Origin of the sequence: Hyunsoonleella aquatilis (genome assembly GCF_014270105.1) — a bacterium.
GTDB classification, from domain to species: Bacteria; Bacteroidota; Bacteroidia; order Flavobacteriales; family Flavobacteriaceae; genus Jejuia; species Jejuia aquatilis.
Window position 1 is genome coordinate 416,783 of sequence record NZ_JACNMF010000003.1, and the last position, 21,381, is coordinate 438,163.

At 40.1% G+C, this 21,381-nt stretch carries 15 protein-coding genes; 8 read left to right on the forward strand and 7 right to left on the reverse strand.

Annotation, left to right across the window (positions count from 1 at the left end; translation table 11 throughout):
- Nucleotides 1-7 precede the first annotated feature (7 nt).
- The 5 genes from H7U19_RS10470 to H7U19_RS10490 form a co-directional block, all read right to left on the reverse strand.
- Nucleotides 8-697 (reverse strand): LOG family protein, encoded by a 690-nt coding sequence (locus tag H7U19_RS10470; RefSeq protein ID WP_186562087.1) that lies wholly within the window; start codon nucleotides 695-697, stop codon nucleotides 8-10.
- A gap of 16 nt (nucleotides 698-713) precedes the next feature.
- Complete coding sequence (gene uvrA / locus H7U19_RS10475) at nucleotides 714-3,545, reverse strand: excinuclease ABC subunit UvrA (RefSeq protein WP_186562089.1); 2,832 nt, start codon at nucleotides 3,543-3,545, stop codon at nucleotides 714-716.
- A 125-nt stretch (nucleotides 3,546-3,670) separates the two neighbouring features.
- Nucleotides 3,671-4,369, reverse strand: coding sequence for a hypothetical protein (locus H7U19_RS10480; RefSeq protein WP_186562091.1), 699 nt, complete (start codon nucleotides 4,367-4,369; stop codon nucleotides 3,671-3,673).
- Nucleotides 4,370-4,438: 69 nt separating this feature from the next.
- Complete coding sequence (gene ggt / locus H7U19_RS10485; RefSeq protein WP_186562093.1) at nucleotides 4,439-6,142, reverse strand: gamma-glutamyltransferase; 1,704 nt, start codon at nucleotides 6,140-6,142, stop codon at nucleotides 4,439-4,441.
- Nucleotides 6,139-6,735, reverse strand: a complete 597-nt coding sequence (locus tag H7U19_RS10490) for an acyl carrier protein phosphodiesterase (protein WP_186562095.1) — start codon at nucleotides 6,733-6,735, stop codon at nucleotides 6,139-6,141. Before H7U19_RS10490 ends, ggt begins: the two co-directional genes overlap by 4 nt.
- A gap of 79 nt (nucleotides 6,736-6,814) precedes the next feature.
- Here H7U19_RS10490 and glmM point away from each other — a divergent pair, with 79 nt between their 5' ends.
- Nucleotides 6,815-8,203: a phosphoglucosamine mutase gene (gene glmM / locus H7U19_RS10495; protein WP_186562097.1), complete on the forward strand. Its 1,389-nt coding sequence runs from the start codon at nucleotides 6,815-6,817 to the stop codon at nucleotides 8,201-8,203.
- A gap of 66 nt (nucleotides 8,204-8,269) precedes the next feature.
- Here the strand turns inward: glmM and H7U19_RS10500 are convergent, their stop codons facing one another.
- Nucleotides 8,270-9,160 carry a lysophospholipid acyltransferase family protein gene (locus tag H7U19_RS10500; RefSeq protein WP_186562099.1) on the reverse strand — a complete coding sequence of 297 codons (891 nt, stop codon included), beginning with the start codon at nucleotides 9,158-9,160 and terminating at the stop codon, nucleotides 8,270-8,272.
- 62 nt (nucleotides 9,161-9,222) lie between these two features.
- On the opposite strand from H7U19_RS10500, the gene H7U19_RS10505 reads away from it, so the two are divergent.
- The 4 genes from H7U19_RS10505 to cmk all read left to right on the forward strand — a co-directional run bounded on the left by H7U19_RS10505 (nucleotide 9,223) and on the right by cmk (nucleotide 15,111).
- Nucleotides 9,223-9,894, forward strand: coding sequence for a rhomboid family intramembrane serine protease (locus tag H7U19_RS10505; protein WP_186562101.1), 672 nt, complete (start codon nucleotides 9,223-9,225; stop codon nucleotides 9,892-9,894).
- Between the two features lie 676 nt (nucleotides 9,895-10,570).
- Nucleotides 10,571-13,021 carry an endopeptidase La gene (gene lon, locus H7U19_RS10510; protein WP_186562103.1) on the forward strand — a complete coding sequence of 817 codons (2,451 nt, stop codon included), beginning with the start codon at nucleotides 10,571-10,573 and terminating at the stop codon, nucleotides 13,019-13,021.
- Nucleotides 13,022-13,267: 246 nt separating this feature from the next.
- Entirely contained in the window at nucleotides 13,268-14,287 is a 1,020-nt protein-coding gene (gene porQ, locus H7U19_RS10515; RefSeq protein ID WP_186562105.1) for a type IX secretion system protein PorQ, read from the forward strand.
- Nucleotides 14,288-14,415: 128 nt separating this feature from the next.
- Nucleotides 14,416-15,111 (forward strand): (d)CMP kinase, encoded by a 696-nt coding sequence (gene cmk / locus H7U19_RS10520; protein WP_186562623.1) that lies wholly within the window; start codon nucleotides 14,416-14,418, stop codon nucleotides 15,109-15,111.
- A 45-nt stretch (nucleotides 15,112-15,156) separates the two neighbouring features.
- Here the strand turns inward: cmk and H7U19_RS10525 are convergent, their stop codons facing one another.
- A complete protein-coding gene (locus tag H7U19_RS10525; protein WP_186562107.1) occupies nucleotides 15,157-15,534 on the reverse strand; it encodes a LysM peptidoglycan-binding domain-containing protein in 378 nt (125 codons plus the stop codon).
- A gap of 569 nt (nucleotides 15,535-16,103) precedes the next feature.
- Between H7U19_RS10525 and rpsA the strand changes: the two genes are divergently transcribed.
- From rpsA to H7U19_RS10540, 3 genes are all read left to right on the forward strand, one after another.
- Complete coding sequence (rpsA, locus tag H7U19_RS10530) at nucleotides 16,104-17,948, forward strand: 30S ribosomal protein S1 (protein WP_186562108.1); 1,845 nt, start codon at nucleotides 16,104-16,106, stop codon at nucleotides 17,946-17,948.
- 717 nt (nucleotides 17,949-18,665) lie between these two features.
- Nucleotides 18,666-19,967 (forward strand): MFS transporter, encoded by a 1,302-nt coding sequence (locus tag H7U19_RS10535; RefSeq protein WP_186562110.1) that lies wholly within the window; start codon nucleotides 18,666-18,668, stop codon nucleotides 19,965-19,967.
- Between the two features lie 139 nt (nucleotides 19,968-20,106).
- On the forward strand, nucleotides 20,107-21,282 hold the full coding sequence (locus H7U19_RS10540) for an acyl-CoA dehydrogenase family protein (protein ID WP_186562112.1): 1,176 nt from the start codon (nucleotides 20,107-20,109) through the stop codon (nucleotides 21,280-21,282).
- The last annotated feature ends 99 nt before the right edge of the window (nucleotides 21,283-21,381 follow it).

Genomic DNA, 21,381 nt, shown 5'->3' on the forward strand with positions numbered 1-21,381 from the left:
TTTCAAATTAGAAATTTGGGCTCAATGCCGAACCATTGTAGAATGCGTCTAGAATCTCAATCACTTCATCTTCAGTGTCCACCAAATGAATGAGATCCAAATCTTTCGGACTAATATTTTGATATTGTTCCAAAAGGGTAGATTTTATCCACCCCATTAGGCCTTCCCAGAATTGCTTTCCTACAAGAATGATTGGGAATTGTTCAATTTTATGGGTTTGAATAAGTGTCATCGCCTCAAATAACTCATCCAAGGTACCAAAACCACCGGGCATCACCACAAAACCTTGGGAATACTTGACGAACATTACTTTCCTAACAAAGAAATAGTCAAAATCCAGATTCTTGTCTGAGTCTATATACGGATTATCGTGTTGTTCAAAGGGCAAGTCGATATTAAGACCAACCGATGTGCCACCACCTAAATGTGCACCTTTATTGCCAGCTTCCATAATACCGGGGCCTCCACCGGTAATGACACCGTACCCAGCTTCAACGATTTTTTTGGCTACTCTTTCTGTTAACTGATAATATTTATGACCTGGTTTAGTGCGAGCAGAGCCAAAAATGGAAACACATGGCCCAATTTTGCTCATTCTTTCGAATCCCGTAACGAATTCTCCCATAATCTTAAAAATGGCCCAAGAATCGTTGGTTTTAATCTCGTTCCAACTCTTATGGCGTTGTTCTTTTCTCATCTCAATTCAATTTTTACTAATGTAATTCTTTTTTCAAAAACTTAGCGGTGTAACTTTTTTTGTGTTTTATTAGTTCTTCAGGTGTGCCTTCAGCAACAATTTCTCCACCTCCTTTACCACCTTCATAGCCAATATCAATAATATGGTCTACGGTCTTTATGACGTCCAGATTATGTTCGATTATAAGTACCGTATTACCTTTGTTTACTAATTTATTTAGCACCAACATCAAGACACGGATATCCTCAAAATGTAACCCCGTAGTGGGCTCGTCCAAAATATAAAGGGTATTTCCCGTATCACGTTTGCTCAATTCTGTGGCCAGTTTGATGCGTTGCGCCTCACCGCCTGAAAGCGTTGTGCTTTGTTGCCCTAAAGTAATATAGCCGAGTCCTACATCTTGAATGGTTTTCAGCTTTTTGTAAATCTTTGGGATGTGTTCAAAAAATTCAACGGCCTCGTTGATGGTCATATTCAAAACATCGCTGATATTTTTGCCTTTGTAACGGATTTCTAAAGTTTCCCTGTTGAAACGTTTGCCCTGACAAGTTTCGCATTCGACATACACATCAGGTAAAAAATTCATTTCAATTACACGCAAGCCACCGCCTTTGCAGGTTTCACAACGTCCGCCGGCAACATTAAAGCTGAATCGGCCCGCCTTATAACCTCGAATCATAGCCTCGGGAATTTTGGCAAAAAGAGCTCGTATTTCACTAAAAGTACCCGTATAAGTCACTGGGTTGCTTCGTGGCGTGCGTCCTATTGGGGATTGGTTAATATCGATGACTTTATCGATGTGATCCAGGCCTTTAATGCTTTTGTAAGGCATTGGCTTTTTAACGCCATTAAAGTAGTGCGCATTCAGTATAGGGTAGAGCGTCTCGTTGATTAAAGTGGATTTACCGCTTCCCGAAACGCCTGTAACCCCTATCATTTTGCCCAATGGAAATTTAACGGAGACATTTTTAAGGTTGTTTCCTGTACAGCCTTTGAGTTCTAAACACTTACCATTGCCTTCCCTGCGTGTTTTAGGAATTTCAATTTCCTTAGTGCCATTTAGATAATCCGCCGTTAGGGTATGATGTGTTTTTAGTTCATCTGGATTCCCGATGCTAATTATTTCACCTCCATGTTTTCCCGCTTTTGGTCCAATATCCACAACGTAATCGGCACGCTCAATCATATCTTTATCATGCTCCACTACAATTACCGAATTGCCAATATCCCGCAAGGACACCAAAGAATTGATTAGCTTTTCATTGTCGCGCTGATGCAGGCCAATACTGGGTTCGTCTAAAATATATAGCACACCAACCAGCTGGGAGCCAATTTGCGTTGCCAAGCGAATACGTTGTGCCTCGCCTCCAGAAAGTGATTTTGAACTTCGATCAAGGGTTAAATAATCCAAGCCAACATCCAGCAAAAATTGCAAGCGGGCTTTGATTTCCTTTAGGATTTCTTCGGCAATTTTAAATTGTGTTTCCGAAAGATGGTTGTGCAGATCGTTAAACCATTCGGCCAACTCAACGATATCAGTATGCGCTAGTTCCGCAATATTTTTGTTGTTAATTTTGAAGTAGAGGGATTCTTTCTTTAAACGCGAGCCTTCGCAAACTGGGCAATCAATTTTATCCATATATGTCTTTGCCCAGCGTTTTAAAGACGTGGAATCGGCAGTTTTATATTGATTTTCAATAAAATTCGCTACGCCTTCAAAGTCGATATTATAATTGCGGGTGACGCCCAAAGTTTTACTTTCGACTGAAAATTTTTCTTTACCACCGAAAAGAATCATCTCTTTAGCTTCCTCTGGAATAGATTTGTAGGGGTCGGTCAATTTAAAATCGAAACGTTGCGCTATGGTTTCAAACTGTTTAAAAATCCAACTTTTCTTTTCAGGTCCATGTGGGGCCAAGGCACCATTGGATATGGACAAAGACTCGTCAGGTACAATTTTATTTACGTTAACTTGATGCAGTTGTCCTATGCCATTGCAATTGGGGCAAGCTCCCTTAGGGGAGTTGAATGAAAAGTTGTTCGGCTCAGGGTTTGGATAGGAAATCCCGGAAGAAGGACACATCAAATTTCTACTAAAATACCGTGCTTTATTGGTATCCTGATCAATCACCATCAACACATCATCGCCATGATACATGGCTGTTTTGATGGTTTCCGTTAGTCTTTTATCGGTATCGGGAGTATCGTTAACCACCAAACGATCGATCACAATTTCAATATCATGGGTTTTATAGCGATCGAGCTTCATGCCTTTGACCAAATCCCTAATTTCCCCATCAGTACGGGCTTTTACAAAGCCCTGCTTGGCTATCTGTTCAAAAAGTTCTCTGTAATGTCCTTTTCTGGAGCGTATAATTGGTGCTAGAACATTAATACGCTTCCCCCTAAAATCAGCTGTAATTAAATCCTTTATTTGTTCATCGCTGTAACTCACCATTTTGTCACCCGTATTGTAACTGTAAGCATCACTGGCTCTTGCAAACAATAAGCGCATAAAATCATAAATTTCAGTGATGGTACCTACTGTGGAGCGGGGGGATTTGCTCGTAGTTTTTTGCTCAATGGCGATAACAGGAGACAGACCATCAATCTTGTCCACATCAGGGCGTTCCAATCCACCTAAAAACTGTCTGGCATAAGCTGAAAAGGTCTCAATGTATCGACGTTGACCTTCGGCATAAATGGTATCAAAAGCCAAAGAAGATTTGCCACTGCCGGAAAGCCCAGTAATCACTACCAATTTTTCCCTTGGAATGGAAACGTCAATATTCTTTAGGTTATGGACTCTAGCACCTTTAACCTCGATTCGTTCTTCGAAATGGCTCATAGCAATATGAATCTGACCGTTTGAGTCAGGCAAAGTTGCGAAGTTACGTCTTTTGGACTTAAAAAGGAAGTGGGGTTGGTGTTATAAAAGCGTTAAAAAGAGTAAATCAATTGTGCTTCTTTATACTAGTACGTCTTAATATCTGAAATCTCCATCCCGAAAAAAATGAATTTGTGGAAGGTGGGTAGTTTCACTCCTGTTTCGGCGATTTGCCAGTCGCTCCATGATACTTCAAGGCCGTCAATTGGGGTTTTGGAATCCCACATGTAGAAGCTTTTTGGCTTACCACTAGTGTCAAAAGTCCAAACATAGGTGTCCTCTGGATTGTAATTTACTAGAAGTCCTTTTTCTCCATTCTCTAAGGTAGCCAACTGTCGTTCTACACCCTGATCAAATACTTTAAAAGGTGCTATCAGCCAAAAAACATCGGTTTCAAAATAGCATTTGGCCTGTTCCACCAAATCATCGCCCATTTCGCCTTCAATGGTAAATCCATGCACATAGGCCTTGCTATCTGCGTGGCTCTTTAGGTTTAACTTGATTTTGTATTCCTTCCAAAGTACATCACAAGTACCTTTTGTTCTTTCCCATTTATAATGACGTTTATTCTTGAAGGTCCATTCTATACAGTCTGTGCTAGTGAATGCCTCATAATTCAGGGCCACCAACATTTTTGTGGCCAAATTATCAGCTTCTTCACCGGCAATCCCTGAAGGTAATGGTTGATGGTGTTTAAAATAGAGGAAACCAAAAAGCAACAAGCTAGGAAGCGTAACGAATACCGCTACACCAAGAAGTAGTTTTATGGGCTTTTTCAGCTTCATTGTTTATGTAGATTGAGGGGGTCTGTCGGCTAAAGTATTAAATAACATTGGTTTGGTGAAAAAAAGCCGTTAAAAACCGATAGCCGTATCGTCACCTCGACGATCAGCCCCTCCTTCGTAAGATTTGTCACTCAAAACAAGGATACCGTCCACTTTTCCCAAAATAATAGATTCACCCTCTCTAATCTGGTAACCAAGTATTTTGAGTTGCTCAATTAAGGATTTATCAAATGAATTGGGCTCCATAACGATTTCATCAGGCAACCACTGGTGATGAAAACGTGGTGCGTCCACAGCCTCCTGCATGGTCATACCAAATTCGTGGACATTTAAAATAGTTTGCAACACGGAGGTAATAATAGTAGCACCTCCGGGAGTGCCCAAGGTCATGTAGAATTCTCCATTTTTTTCCACAATGGTAGGGGTCATGGAACTCAACATGCGTTTTTCTGGCGCTATACTATTGGCCTCAGCACCAACCAATCCGAACATGTTTGGTACACCAGGCTTGCTACTAAAATCATCCATTTCGTTGTTTAGGAAGAATCCCAATTCAGGGCAGTACAATTTTGAGCCGTAGGCACCATTTAGTGTAGTGGTTACGGCAATAGCATTGCCAAATTGGTCTACGAGGGAATAATGTGTGGTTTCATAACTTTCAATGACTTCAATGTTGCCATGTGAAAGTTGGCTAGAAGGTGTTGCCCTTTCAAAAGAAAAATTGTCCATTCTGCCCGTTAAATAAGCATCACTTATTAAAGTTTGAATAGGTATTTTTACAAAATCCGAATCGCCTAAATAAAAACTTCTATCCGCATAAGCACGGCGTTCGGCTTCAGTAATGGTTTGTATTGTTTTTAGGGAATTATGACCATATTCATCGAGGTGAAACGGTTCGACCATTTTTAGAATTTGAGCCATGCAAATACCTCCGGACGAAGGAGGACCCATGGAAATAATGTTTAAATCGTCATAAGTGAAAGTGATCGGTTTTCGCCATTTGGCTTCGTATTTTTCCAGATCTTCTAAAGTGAGGATACCTCCATTATCCTGAATAAACTGCACTAATTTTTTGGCTGTTTCACCTTTATAAAACTCGTTTTTACCGAATAATAAAATCCGTTCTAAAGTTGAAGCCAGAGCAGGATATTTGATGGTATCGCCAACTTTCCAGTTTTTATCAAACGGGATGGAGTCTTTGTTAACATCGCGAAATAATGGCTGGTATTCCTTTATGGTATTGACCTGTTTTTCAGTAACCACAACACCCTTATTGGCTAAATTGAGGATAGGCTCAAAAATAGTTTCCAGGGGTAACGAGCCCAATTTTTCGTGCACCTCAAAAATGCCCGCGACTGAACCCGGTACACCCGCGGCCAATGCGCCCAACCAACTTTTGTTTGGAATTACCTCACCATTGTCATCCAAATACATATCCCTTGTGGCCCCGAGTGGTGCCTTTTCCCTAAAATCCAACGAACCGATTTCCCCATCGGCCTTTCGATACACCATAAAACCACCGCCGCCCAAATTACCTGCATAGGGGTAGGCCACAGCAAGTGCCAAATGTGTTGCTACCATGGCATCAAAGGCATTGCCTCCCTGTTTTAACATATCCACGCCAATTTGTGAAGCTTCTTTTCTGGCAGAAACTACCATAGCATTTTTTGCTATCAGGCCATACTTTGGTTCTTGATTTTGAGATTTGGACTTATTTTTGCACGATGAAAATAGTCCAATGAAGGCTATAAAATAAATCAAGTATGTCTTCATAAATTTCCGTGAAGTTCCAACAATTTATCTTTTGAAAATTGAATCAGTTCGTCAAAAAAAGAGGTGAATTCTGTTTCAAATTCGGTGTAAAAGAATTCCAAATCGTCAATTGCCCTATTCATACCAGAGCGGTGTTTGGTGCGTCTATTCATGCCCTCTAATACACGAGCAATACCATCAAGGGAGGCATAGCTCAACAGCCAATTATCTGTCATCATATATGGCATCATTTTCTGAATTCTTAACGGTAGGATTTCAAAATGCTCTGTTACGGAAGCGTAAAAATCTTCAGTGTAATCTTCGAGGGATAAATCGCAATAGTCACCCCAATTTTTTGCTAAAAAGTGGTCGTAGAGAATATCCACAATCACGCTGGAGTAGTGGCTGTATTTTTCATGCAGGCGCTTAGTGCTCTGTCGCACTGTAGGGTGAGCATCGGTGAAAGTATCGATATTTCTATGTAATAGAATGCCAATTTGTACGTCCTTTTCATAATTCTTATAATTTTTCCCTTTGATGCTATCCGCCATAAAATTGCCAATCTTCACCAAATCATTATTCCCGGACAAATAAATATGCGCTAAGTAATTCATTGTTGAAATTTACGAAATCCACTTCAAGAAATCCGATTTTCTAGTTGTATATTTGGGCATCAATTTGAAAAATACAATTATGACACTTATAAAATCCATATCAGGAATTCGAGGTACTATTGGCGGCAAAGTTGGGGAGAACCTTACCCCGATTGATGCGGTAAAATTTGCGGCGGCCTATGGGGCTTGGTTAAAACAGAACCGCGTAAAGGAAAACTACAAAGTTGTTGTTGGGCGCGACGCACGTATTTCTGGAAAGATGATTCAAAGTTTGGTGATGAATACCCTTGTCGGGCAGGGAATTCATGTTGTTGATTTAGGGCTTTCAACAACACCCACCGTTGAAGTAGCAGTGCCGATGGAACATGCCGACGGAGGAATTATTTTAACAGCAAGTCATAACCCTAAACAATGGAACGCCCTAAAATTATTGAATGAAAAAGGAGAGTTTTTAGATGCAGAAGAAGGTGCCAAAATCTTAGAATTAGCCGAAGGAAATACTATCGAATTTGCCGATGTGGATAGCTTGGGAAAAATCACGAAAAACAAAGCCTATTTTGATTTGCATATTATTGAAGTACTGGATTTGCCTTTGGTGAATGTAAAAGCTATTGAAGCCGAACGTTTTAAAGTAGTTGTTGATGGGGTAAATTCCACAGGAGGCATTGTTATTCCGTTGTTGCTGGAACGTTTGGGTGTAGATGTGATTAAATTGTACTGTGAGCCGAATGGGCATTTCCCACATAACCCGGAACCTTTAAAAGAACATTTAACCGACCTTTCTGATGCCGTTAAAAAGCATAAAGCGGATTTCGGTATTGTAGTCGATCCCGATGTGGACCGTTTGGCTTTTATGGACGAAAACGGGGAAATGTTTGGCGAGGAATATACTTTGGTGGCCTGTGCCGATTATGTGTTGAGCAGAACTCCCGGAAATACCGTAAGCAATATGAGTTCTACACGTGCGCTAAGGGATGTTACCGAAAAACATGGAGGCATGTACGAAGCTTCAGCCGTAGGCGAAGTAAACGTGGTAAAATTGATGAAAAAGAATAAGGTGGTTATTGGTGGTGAAGGCAACGGCGGTATCATTTATCCCGAATTACATTATGGCCGAGATGCTTTAGTGGGAATTGCCTTGTTTTTAAGTTTGTTGGCCGACAAGGGCATGAAAGTAAGCGAACTGCGCAAAACCTACCCCAACTATTTTATGAGCAAAAAGAAAATAGAGTTGACGCCGGATTTGGATGTGGATAGTATTTTAAAAACTATGGAAGAACGTTACCAAAACGAACAATTGACAACCATTGACGGGGTAAAAATTGATTTTTCTGAAAGCTGGGTGCATCTTCGTAAAAGTAATACCGAACCTATCATTAGAATTTACACTGAGGCTAAATCACAGGATGAGGCGGATGCCTTAGCGGATCAATTTATTGCTGAGATTGGGGAGGTTGCCGGGAATTAGGCTGTCTTCTTCTGTCTGAATGGATAATTAGTTAAATATTGGCTAGGAAAACAAATAATATAAATACTAGCCAACCGATTTTGGCTCTTGACCTCGGTGCTTCCATCGCTTATGGGTCCATAGGTAGTATTCTGGAGCTTCATGAAGTTGTTCTTCCACTCGTTTCAGGGCAATATCGGTGATTTCAAAATCCTTGAATTCTTTTGGGTTTTTGGTGATTATGGAAAAGGTGGATTCATAATATCCTCTTTTTACTTTTTTCACTTTTAAGAATAAAGTGGCCATATCCAGACGTTTAGCCAAAACCTCTGCCCCCACATGAACAGGTACCCTTATCCCCATAAACTCTTGCCAATGTATGGCTTTGTGCAATTTTGGGGATTGATCAAACACAAATCCATTAAATGTCAGCTCATTATTTCTCTTGGCCTTAATTAATGTTGGAAAGGTTTCTTTTGTAGTAATTAAATGGCTGTCATATTTTGCTCTGATGCGTTTTACAAGTCTATCAAAATATTTGTTGCTCAGTTGCTTATACACGGCATAGCCTTTGTAATTAACATGTGTCTGCAGAATAAAAATCCATTCCCAACTGCCATAATGCCCCATAAATAGTACGATGCTTCTATTCTCTTTTTCCAACTGATGCACTAAATCCAAGTTGGTAAACTTATAACGTTTTTGCATTTCGGTTTTAGAAATCGTGATGGATTTGATGGATTCCATCATCATATCACATAAGTGATGGTAGAATTTTTTCCGTATACCATAAATTTCCGATTCTGTCTTATTGGGAAATGCAAGTCTTAAATTTTCAGAAACTACCTTCTTTCTGTACCCTATAACATAATATAGTAGGACATATACAACGTCTGAAACCGCATACAGTAATCTAAAGGGCAGAATAGAAATAACATATAAAATGGGATAAACAAGAATATACGCGAGAAATTGCATTTATAAGTTTTAGATTTGTAGGCGCAAAGATATATTAATTTGATTTTAGAAGTTTTAAACCTATGGGTAAATTAGATATCATCACTGTTGTCATAATTGCGGCTAATGTAATCATATCTTACAAGGGCTTCGGCGATTTTGGTTTTTTTGAAAAGTATAAGTTCAATATCGGTGCCATTCGGCGGGGGGAACAGATTCGAATGTTCAGTTCTGGGTTTTTGCACGCCGATACCACGCATCTCTTTTTTAATATGTTTGCGCTTTATCTCTTTGCCGACCAGGTGCTTTATGAAGTGGGGCAGTATTCTTTTTTCATAATTTATATAGGAAGTTTGTTGGCAGGAAATATGTTGTCTCTATATTTTCATAAAAATGAATATCATTACAGCGCAGTCGGGGCGAGTGGTGCTGTTACAGGAGTACTTTACTCCGCAATTCTGCTAAATCCGCAGCAACCCTATTATTTCTTGTTTTTACCACCTCGCATTGGGGATATCGACTTGGGTATTCCCGGCTTTGTCTTGGGTATTGCCTATTTGTTGTACTCTATTTATGGAATGAAAAGGCGTATTGGTAACATTGGCCATGATGCGCATTTTGGGGGTGCTATTGGAGGGTACATCATTACTTTGATTTTGGTGCCTACACTTTTTCAAACCGATATTTTGATGGTTGGGGTTTTGGCACTACCTATTGTATTGCTGTTTGTTTTGAGGCGGCTGGGGAAGATTTAATCATTCTTATCCTAACTGTTGTACAGTTGACCAAAAATAATGAATAGAACTGATTTTATCATTGGTTCTTTTAATTTAACCTTTTTAAATTTATGATTAGATTTTTTAAAATTTTGTTTATTGTCTTTTTGACTTTCAGTTGCTCATCAGATGATAATAATGACAAACCATTATGTTCCGAAATAAACATACAAAACCCTAATGACGATCTTATTCCATGTGATGACCCAGAATCTATTTGTAGATGTGGATAGTTAGTAATTTCTTATTACACGAAAATCATAACTCTGATTTTAATAATTTAAAGTTTTATGGGTAAGGACAAAACTCAGAATTTGATAAAGAAAAAGTTTCTGAATCTGATATTGAAAACTTAAAAAATGAAAATAGCACCACAACATTGTATCCTATGAAAAATTACTGTTTTGTGCTTAACCAATGTGAGTTGCTTTGTTTGCTTGCATTCTATTTTCCTTCGGAAAATCCTTGCGTACAAACACGCAACATTTCATATACTTAACCGTTTAAAGTCATTGGCACAACTATTGAAATTAATACTTTAGTTGAGCGTCTAATAAACAGTCAAGTATTTGATAATTAGCTGTTTGAAATTTTTATTAATGAACTTATAAAAAGGTTTAAACTGTTTAAATGACAGAATGACCTGAATACAGATATGAAAAAATCCAATTTTACCACATTTGACAGTTTGTCATTGCAGGAATTTGATGAAAATTCAGAATTAATTCCATTGATGACTCCTGAGGATGAGGAAGAGATGAATAATGAGGAATTGCCCGAGACCCTTCCGATTTTATCTTTGCGGAATACAGTTTTGTTCCCGGGGGTAGTAATTCCAATTACTGCTGGGAGGGATAAATCCGTAAAACTGATAAAGGAGGCCAACAAAGGGAGCAAGGTCATTGGAGTTGTGGCACAGAAAGATGGTTCGGTTGAGGATCCTTCAGTTAAGGATATTTACACAACTGGAACTGTGGCCCGAATTCTTCGGGTGTTGAAAATGCCCGATGGTAATGTTACAGTAATCATTCAGGGGAAAAAGCGTTTTCAGGTAACAGAAGTTATCACCGAATCCCCTTATATGAATGCTACCATTCGAGATTTAGCTGAGACCAGACCTGAACCAAACGACAAGGAATTCAGTGCTATTATTGACTCTATCAAGGATTTGTCTCTTGAGATTATTAAAGAGAACCCAAATATTCCAAGCGAGGCGTCCTTTGCCATAAAGAACATAGAGAGCAATTCATTTTTAGTGAATTTTGTGTCCTCAAACATGAATCTTTCCGTAGCGGATAAGCAAGGGCTTTTAGAAAACCACGATTTGCAAAGTCGCGCCTTGGCCACATTAAAACACATGAATGTGGAGTTTCAAAAGTTGGAACTTAAGAATGATATCCAAACGAAAGTGCAAATGGATATGAGCCAACAACAACGCGAGTATTTCTTGCATCAGCAAATGAAGACCATTCAAGAGGAATTGGGCGGTGTGAGCCATGATGCAGAAATTGAAGAGATGAAGGCTAAAGCCGAAGAAAAGCTGTGGGATGAGAAGGTTGCCAAGCATTTTGAAAAGGAAATCGGAAAGCTGCAACGTATGAATCCACAGGTTTCGGAGTATTCCATTCAGCGCAATTATTTAGAATTGATTTTGGATTTGCCGTGGAACGAATACAGCACTGATCTTTTCGATTTAAAAAGAGCCAAGAAAATTTTGGACAGAGACCATTACGGTCTGGATGATGTCAAACGAAGAATCATAGAATATTTGGCCGTTCTGAAATTACGCAATGATATGAAATCCCCAATTTTATGTTTGTACGGCCCTCCAGGTGTTGGTAAAACGTCTTTGGGAAAATCAATTGCTGAGGCACTTGGAAGGGAGTATGTGCGTATGTCCTTGGGCGGTTTGAGGGATGAAGCCGAGATTCGCGGACATAGAAAAACTTATATAGGAGCCATGCCGGGAAGGATTATTCAAAGTTTGAAAAAAGCTGGGACTTCCAATCCTGTTTTCGTTTTGGATGAAATTGATAAGTTGTCTAATTCCCATCAGGGAGACCCATCTTCAGCGATGCTTGAAGTCTTGGACCCTGAACAAAACAATGAGTTTTACGACAACTTTTTGGAAATGGGCTACGACCTTTCAAAAGTGATGTTTATTGCTACATCCAACAGCTTGGCTACCATTCAGCCAGCCTTACGCGATCGTATGGAGATCATCAACGTAACGGGTTATACTATTGAAGAAAAAGTGGAGATAGCCAAACGACATTTATTGCCTAAGCAGTTAAAAGAACATGGATTGGATGCGTCGCACCTTAAAATTGGCAAGCCCCAATTGGAAAAAATTGTGGAGGGCTACACACGCGAATCCGGTGTTCGGGGATTGGAGAAACAAATCGCAAAAATGGTACGCTATGCGGCCAAAAATATTGCGATGGAAGAGGGCTACAATATAAAAGTGACCAATGAAAATATTGTTGAGGTGCTAGGCGGCCCAAAATTGGAGCGCGACAAATACGAAAATAATAATGTTGCCGGCGTGGTTACAGGCTTGGCTTGGACCAGCGTTGGCGGGGATATTTTGTTTATAGAATCCATATTGTCCAAAGGAAAAGGCAACCTTTCCATCACTGGAAATTTAGGGAAAGTGATGAAGGAATCTGCTACCATTGCGATGGAATTTATCAAATCGAATGCGGATAATTTTGGAATCGACCCAGAGGCCTTTGATAAATACAATGTGCATATTCACGTTCCGGAGGGTGCTACACCAAAGGATGGGCCGAGTGCCGGAGTGACGATGTTGACATCATTGGTATCGTTGTTTACACAACGAAAAGTGAAGAAGAGCTTGGCCATGACAGGGGAGATCACCCTTAGGGGAAAAGTACTTCCTGTAGGTGGCATCAAGGAAAAGATTTTGGCGGCCAAGCGTGCCCGCATTAAAGAAATTCTTCTTTGTGAGGATAACCGTCGTGATATTGAGGAAATAAAGCCTGAGTATTTAAAAGGGCTGACGTTCCATTATGTTACGGATATGAGCGAAGTAATTGACATCGCCGTTACAAAGCAAAAAGTAAAAAACCCGAAAAAAATATAACTATAGATAGCACTAGTAAACCTCGGCTTTTGTCGAGGTTTTTTCATGCTATAAAATAAACGAAACATGTATTCGTTTTAAGATAGATTAGTTCGAAGAATTACGCCTTGAAGTAAACTTCAAGGTTTCAATTGAAGTTGTCATTCCCGCGAATCCCGATAGATATCGGGAGGGAATCTTAATGAAAAATTAATTTAAGTTGGTGTGAACCAAAAATAAATTTTTCATTTACTTTGCGCCGTAAATATGCTAAGGAAAATTATCACTGGTTTTTTTATGTTGATTGGTGTGCTTGCTAATGCGCAAGTGGGAGGGGAGTCTACATACCAGTTTCTTAATTTAGTGTCCTCACCGAGACAGGCTGCTTTAGGAGGAAAGGTCTTTACCAATGTTGATTATGATGTTACCCAAGCCCTATTCAACCCCGCTACAATAAATGTTGAAATGGACAACCAACTAGCCCTGAATTATTCAAGTTATCTAGGAGGCATAAGTTATGGTACGGCATCCTTTGCGCACACTGTGGATAGGCGCACCCAAACCTTTCATGCTGGGGTTACTTACATCAACTATGGTTCTTTTGACGGTTATGACGAAAATGGTATCTCCACAGGTACATTTACTGGTAGTGAAACGGCTTTATCTGTGGGCTACGCGCTTCAAATTGGTTATTCGGATTTTTATTTCGGAGGAAACTTAAAGTTGATTACTTCAAAATTAGAGCAATACAATTCCTTTGGTGCTGCTGTGGATTTGGGGTTATTGTATATTGATGAAGATATTGATTTTAAGGCCGCCTTGGTAGTTAGAAATGCTGGCACGCAGATTACAACTTATGCGGGAACCCACGAACCCTTACCATTTGAAGTGGCTTTCGGAATGTCCCAAACCTTGGAGCATGTGCCTTTAAGGTGGCATCTTACCTTTGAGAATCTTCAGGAATGGCCCATCGCCAGACCAAACCCTGCCAGAACTACAAGCGATTTATCCGGTAATCAAAGTGAAGAAAAAATTGGATTTTTAGGACAGGTAATCCGCCATACGATAATAGCTGCCGAGCTATTTCCGGAAAGCGGCTTTAATATCCGAATAGGTTACAATTTTAGACGGGCAGAGGAGTTGAGGATTATTGACCAACGTAATTTTTCGGGACTTTCAGCAGGGTTTTCTCTTAAATTAAACAGAATGCGTTTCAGCTACACTCACGCTAAATATACGAGTGCGGCCAATTCCAATTTTTTTGGTCTGCAAATTGATTTGCAATAATATTAGTGATCAGTAATCCATCGTAGTTTTCAGTTATATTAAAATTAAAACATTCTAGAGGTAATTAAATTGTCTTGAGTTTTTCACTTTAGCGCACTTTAAGTACTTTAGGCACTTCAAATTGAATGATGAACAAGATCACCATAGCCATAGACGGGTATTCCTCAACAGGAAAAAGTACGGTTGCCAAACAAATAGCGAAACACCTAGGATATGTATATGTAGATTCTGGTGCGATGTACCGGGCCATAACGCTTTATGCGATAGAAGAGGGGCTGATTTCAAAAGAAGACTTCAATAAAGAAGCCCTTATTTATCGATTGGATCAGATTGATATAAGTTTTAAATTTAATGAAGCCCTTGGCTTTGCCGAAACCTATCTTAACGGAAAGAATGTCGAAAAACAGATTCGAACGTTAGAGGTTTCTAGTTTTGTGAGCAAAATTGCTGAGGTATCCAAAGTACGAGAAAAGCTGGTCAAAATTCAAAAGCAATTGGGTAAGGACAAAGGCGTAGTGATGGACGGCCGAGATATTGGCACAGTGGTGTTTCCCAATGCTGAACTTAAAATATTTATGATCGCTTCTGCTGCAAAAAGGGCTAAAAGACGTTATAAAGAACTTATGGAAAGGGGTGATAATATCACTTATGAGTCAGTACTTAAAAATGTTACGGAAAGGGATTATATCGACACGCATCGGGAGGACTCTCCTTTGGTAAAAGCCAAAGATGCCATTGAAATTGACAATTCTGACTTAACCTTGGAAGAGCAGTATTCCAAAATTTTAAGTTTGGTAAACATGACTTTGGAAGGAATAGAATAAAAAAGGCTACCAAATTGGTAGCCTTAACTTTTATTGGCCTTCGCACTACGGATTTGGAATAATCAATTCCTGATCTGGATAAATCAAGTCCGGATTTTTTAAAATATCTGAATTGGCCTTAAAAATATCTTGGTACTTCGATGCTTTGCCATAATACTGCTTGGCAATTTTCCCAAGAGTTTCACCGCTTTGCACCGTGTGTCTATGGTACACACTGGTGTCAGCTACTTGAATATTGGCCATGATGTCCGAAGGATTTTCACCACCTATTTCTTTGATTTTGTCCCAAAGCAGGTCTTTTTCGTATTGTGTGTTTGCGGTACCTTTTACCTTAAGTGTTCCGTTTTCTTCACTAACGTCTCCGTTTTGGATGTTCAATTTTTGACCTAAATCCAAAACTGCTTGATATTTAGCTTTTACCATGATGTTGTTAAGTTTTAATTTAAAGTTAATAACGAAAGGACAATATAACAAATAAATCCGTCCGTTGGGTTAATGTTTTACTAAAGATGTTTTCTTTTGAAGTTAGGACACTTAGCATCTTAAAAAGTCACTATTATAATTTTCGCGCAAAGGCGCTAAGTCCCAAAGCACTTTGATGAAATGGTTTTGCAAATGGAAAAAAATTTACGGTAATGCACTGGCTTTTGCGGGTTGGCCCGCGTTAGGGATTGAACGGCATGTTTGAAATCCTTTTTTAAAACTATTAGGACTAAAGTTTATGATGAAATAGAATTTAGGAGATTGCCACAGTCGTACCTCCTTCGCAATGACGTTTTAAAAAAGATTGAGTAGTGAAAGCCCGACCCGTAGGGTAACGCCCAAAAAAATATCCAGAATTAGGCTAATTACTTGAAAATGTATATTTTTGCACTCCTTTTTAGCGCAGTATCGAAAGGATAAAGAGGGATTAGAAAACTATTTTTATAACACTTCTGTGTGTTAAGCGGTTGACTTTTCGAGACATACGGAATACAAATTTTTATCAGCACATGGCTGAAAACGAAAAACAAGCTGAAGACCAAGTAGCGGTTGAGGCTACTTCTGTTGAAGCTCCAGAGGTTTCTGAAGCTCAAAAAAATCCTGAAAAATTCCTGAAAGAGTTCAACTGGCACAATTACCAAGAGGGTATTGACGAGGTGGACGACAAACAACTACAGGAATTTGAAAAATTAGTAGCGGAGAATTTTGTTGACACTTTAGATGATGAAGTTGTTGAGGGTACTGTAATCCACATCACCGACAGGGATGCGATTATTGACATCAATGCTAAATCTGAGGGTGTTATTTCCCTTAATGAATTCCGTTATAATCCAGACTTAAAGGTTGGTGACAAAGTTGAGGTATTGATTGACGTACGCGAAGATGCTACGGGTCAATTGGTATTATCTCACAGAAAAGCCCGTGTGATCAAGGCATGGGATAGAGTTAATAAAGCTCACGAAACTGGTGAAATCGTTAATGGTTTCGTTAAGTGCAGAACTAAAGGTGGTATGATTGTGGACGTATTCGGTATCGAGGCGTTCTTGCCAGGTTCTCAAATTGACGTTAAGCCTATTAGGGATTACGACCAGTACGTAAATAAAACTATGGAATTCAAGGTGGTGAAAATCAACCATGAATTTAAAAACGTAGTAGTTTCTCATAAAGCGCTTATCGAGGCGGATATTGAGGAACAAAAGAAAGAAATTATCAGTCAGCTTGAAAAAGGTCAGGTATTGGAAGGTGTGGTTAAAAACATCACGTCTTACGGTGTATTTATTGACCTTGGAGGTGTTGACGGATTGGTTCACATTACGGATTTGTCTTGGTCTAGAATCAACCATCCAAACGAGATTGTTGAGTTAGATCAAAAATTAAATGTGGTAATCCTTGACTTTGATGAGGATAAATCTAGAATCCAATTGGGTCTTAAGCAATTGAGTAAGCACCCATGGGAGGCTCTTGGAGAAGAGGTGAAGATTGGTGATAAGGTGAAAGGTAAAGTTGTTGTAATCGCTGATTACGGTGCGTTTATTGAAGTAGCCGAAGGTGTTGAAGGTTTGATCCACGTTTCTGAAATGTCTTGGTCAACCCACTTGCGTTCTGCCCAGGATTTTGTTTCCGTTGGAGACGAGATCGAAGCTCAAATCCTAACGCTGGACAGAGAGGACAGAAAAATGTCTTTGGGTATCAAGCAATTGACTCCAGACCCATGGACGGACATCACTGCTAAGTACCCATTAGGGTCTAAGCACACTGGTATTGTGCGTAACTTTACCAACTTTGGTGTGTTCGTAGAATTGGAAGAAGGTATTGACGGATTGATTTACATTTCTGATTTGTCTTGGACCAAGAAAATCAAGCACCCATCAGAGTTCTGTGCCGTAGGTGATAAATTGGACGTTATCGTTCTTGAATTGGATGTTGAAGGTCGTAAGTTGAGCTTAGGGCACAAACAAACCACTGACAACCCTTGGGACAAGTACGAAACCGAATTCGCATTGAACACCACGCATACTGCTCCTGTAACTGAAATAGTCGACAAAGGTGCTACTGTGAAGTTTAATGAGGATATCACTGCCTTTATTCCAACCCGTCACCTTGAGAAAGAGGATGGAAGCAAGTTGAAAAAAGGTGAAGAAGCAGAATTCAAGATTATTGAGTTCAATAAAGAGTTTAAGCGCGTTGTAGCGTCTCACGCTGCAATCCACAAAGCTGAAGAAGCAGCTAACGTAAAAGCGGCAGCTAAAAAGGCGGCTAGCGCGGCTGCAGAGGCAAAACCAACTTTAGGCGATGCCAATGATGCCTTACAAGCTCTTAAGGATAAAATGGACGGAAAGAAAGCTAAGAAGTAATTTCTTTTTACCATTATTGATATTGAAAAAGCGGCCTTTGGGTCGCTTTTTTTATGCGTCATTGCGAGGACGAAGGACGTGGCAATCTTACTAAGATTAATGAAGGATTGTTCTTTTGAATTCAAAATTATATCGAGAAGTTGGGCGTTACCCACTCCCGATAGCTATCGGGAGGGTCGGGCTTTCACTACTCAATCCCTCTCCCGATAGCTATCGGGATCGGGGATTTCAAACATGCCGTTCTATCCCTAACGCACTTTCCTGCTAAGGTAATTGCCAAATCCGTAGTGCTGTCATTCCTGTCAGTTAGATTGAGTAATCGTCTAAAACATCAATTTTGTCAACCAGAACTGTCACACTGAGCGCAGTCGAAGTGTTGTTTCAGGTTTTCAACTGTAATAGTATTGGGATTCTGAAATAATCCCGTCCCGATGGCTATCGGGAGTTATAGTGAGCCTTTGGGACAGGTTAACAAAAACTGACATTTTTTAGAGCGCCTTTGTCATTTCGAACGAAGTGAGAAATCTCATTATAAATTCAACACGATGAGATTCTTCGTCGCTGTGCTCTGTCGACATTACATAACGCAATTAGTAGGGGACTTTCCGCTTATTTTGTTATTGAGTTTTTGTATCCAATCGTATTGTTTATTCCAGAGAAATAAATTCCAAATTTCTAAATTTTAGACTTACTTTCGTGCTCAAAACCGACACCCCCTTGAAAAAGCAATTGGAACTCATCAAACCCAAAACATTTCCGTTTTTTTACGGCTATGTTATTTTGCTGTTTGGAAGCATCGGTGTGCTGTTCAGTATTCCGGGGCAAACCGTAGGCGTTTCCTTGTTTACCGATCCCGTGAAGGATGCACTGCACCTTAGCCGCAATGAATTTAGCAACGCCTATATGCTGGGCACCTTGCTCAGCGCCTTTTTTGTTACCAAGGCAGGAATATTGTTCGATAGGTTAGGGGCGAGGGCTGTAGGGTTTTTGGCTGCCATTTGTTTGGGGGGCACCTTGTTGTTGCTGTCCCAATCCAAAGGCATTGTAGAAGGTATCCAATCGCTGTTGAATACAGATACCAGCCTTGTGGCGGTTGCGGTGCTTACATTGCTGTTCTTCATGCTACGGTTTAGTGGCCAAGGGGTATTGACGATGACCTCCCGAAATATGGTGATGCTCTGGTTCGATAAAAACCGTGGGAAGATCAATTCCATTAGCAGTATTACGGTATCCTTGGGTTTTTCCAGTTCGCCCTTGCTGATGGACTATTTAATTGACAATCACGGCTGGCAGGGGAGTTGGCAGATTTTGGCGCTAAGCCTCTTTTGTTTTTGCCTATTGGTCCTTCTGTTTTTTAAAAATGCACCGGAAGCCTACGGCCTTATTCCCGATGGCAAAAACATCATTCCAAAAAAGGTTAATACCTCACCAGAAGGACTCTCAAAAGCCTATACCTTAACCGAAGCCAAACAAACCCGTGCCTTTTGGATTATTGGTCTGGCATTAGCATTTAACAGCTTTTTTATCACGGGTGTTACCTTTCATGTCGTGTCCATCTTCGAAAGCCAAGGCTATACCAAGGCCGAGGCCATTGCCATTTTTATCCCCATTTCCATTATTGGTATTACCATATCTACGGTGGCCAATATTTTAAGCGATTATGTGGCCCATAAAATTTTTATATACCTGATGCTCTGCGGTGGCCTTTTGGCCGTATCGGGCCTTTGGTTTTTGGGAGACACTGTCGGGGTGTATGCCCTGATTGGGGGACTTGGGATTATGAGTGGCCTCTTTGCCGTGCTCAATGCGGTGACTTGGCCCAAATACTACGGTAGGGTCCATTTAGGGGCCATAACTGGCAAGGCCATGAGTTTTTTGGTGATTGCCAGTGCCATTGCCCCAAGTATGTTTAGTGCCTCTTTTACCTATTTTGGAGATTATAAATATGTAGCCCTTTTGGCTTTTGTGTTTTTAGTGGGTTTGATAGTTGCTGGGCTTGGGGTGAAAAGGCCGGAGTAGTGTTTTAGGGTTACTTTTAATGGTGCGCCTTTGATTCGACCCTCAGGTAGCAAAGTAAGGTGAATAGGATAAGATTTATAACTACCTTTAGAATTCCAAAAGATCACTTTTTCTTTAACCCGGCAAAATACCAAACCAGATGTTACAACATGTTTTAATAGAACGCCAAATATATGCATCCGAAGAACATAAGATGATGCAACAGATGATACGGGATTTTATTAAAAATGAAATTCTGGACCACATTGAAACATGGGAAAACGATGGGATGGTAAGTCGAGACATTTGGGAACGTGCCGGAGAATTAGGCCTCTTGTGTATCGATATGCCCGAGCAGTATGGCGGTAGCGGTTTGGATTTTAGTTTTAGTGCGCTGTTTATTGAAGAATTGGGAAGGGCAGGGGTTAGCGGCCCAGGGTTTTCCCTGCATTCGGATATTGTTGCGCCATATTTGTTGAAATATGGTACCGAAGCACAAAAGCAAAAGTACCTGCCTGAAATGGCTACTGGAAAACTCATTACTTCCCTCGGGATGACCGAACCCAACTGCGGTAGCGACCTAAAAGCGATTAAAACCACCGCAGTAGATAAAGGCGACCATTATGTGGTAAACGGACAAAAAACCTTTATCACTAATGGCTATATGAGCAATATGTCCATTGTAGCTGTAAAAACCACTCCCGGAACAAAAAACGAAGGCGTGTCCTTATTGATTATGGAAAGCGCTGCTGAAGGTTTTGAAAAAGGCATCCCATTCAAAAAAATAGGAATGAAAGCCCAAGATACCTGCGAATTGTTTTTTGACAATGTAAAAGTGCCAAAGGAAAATTTGCTAGGGGAAGAAGGCTTAGGCTTCAAAATTATGATGACCGAATTGGCCAGAGAGCGACTAACCGTAGCCCTCAACGCGATTGGTGGGGCAGAAGGTGCCATTGAACAAACCATTGCATACACTTCTACAAGAACCGCGTTTAAGCAACCCATTGCCAATTTCCAAAATACACAATTTAAATTGGCCGAATGTGCCACACAATTACAGATACACCAAGCCTTTTTAGACCGCTGTACGCAACTAATGTCAACCCACAAATTGACTGCCGAAAGTGCCTCCATAGCAAAATACAGCGCAACAGAAATGCACAACGCAGTAGTAGATGAATGTCTGCAATTATTTGGAGGCTACGGCTATATGTGGGATTACCCCATTGCCCGTATGTATGCTGATAACAGGGTAGCCAGAATTTATGCCGGCACTAATGAGATTATGAAACTGTTGATAGCCCGTGGGTTGTTTAAGGAATTATTCAAGAAATGAAGATGAATCGTAAAGCTCCATAGGAGGTAAGCCTAAGATACCATGGGCAGTATTTAATTGATTTTGAATTATTTACAACATTTTCGTAAACCTATCTAA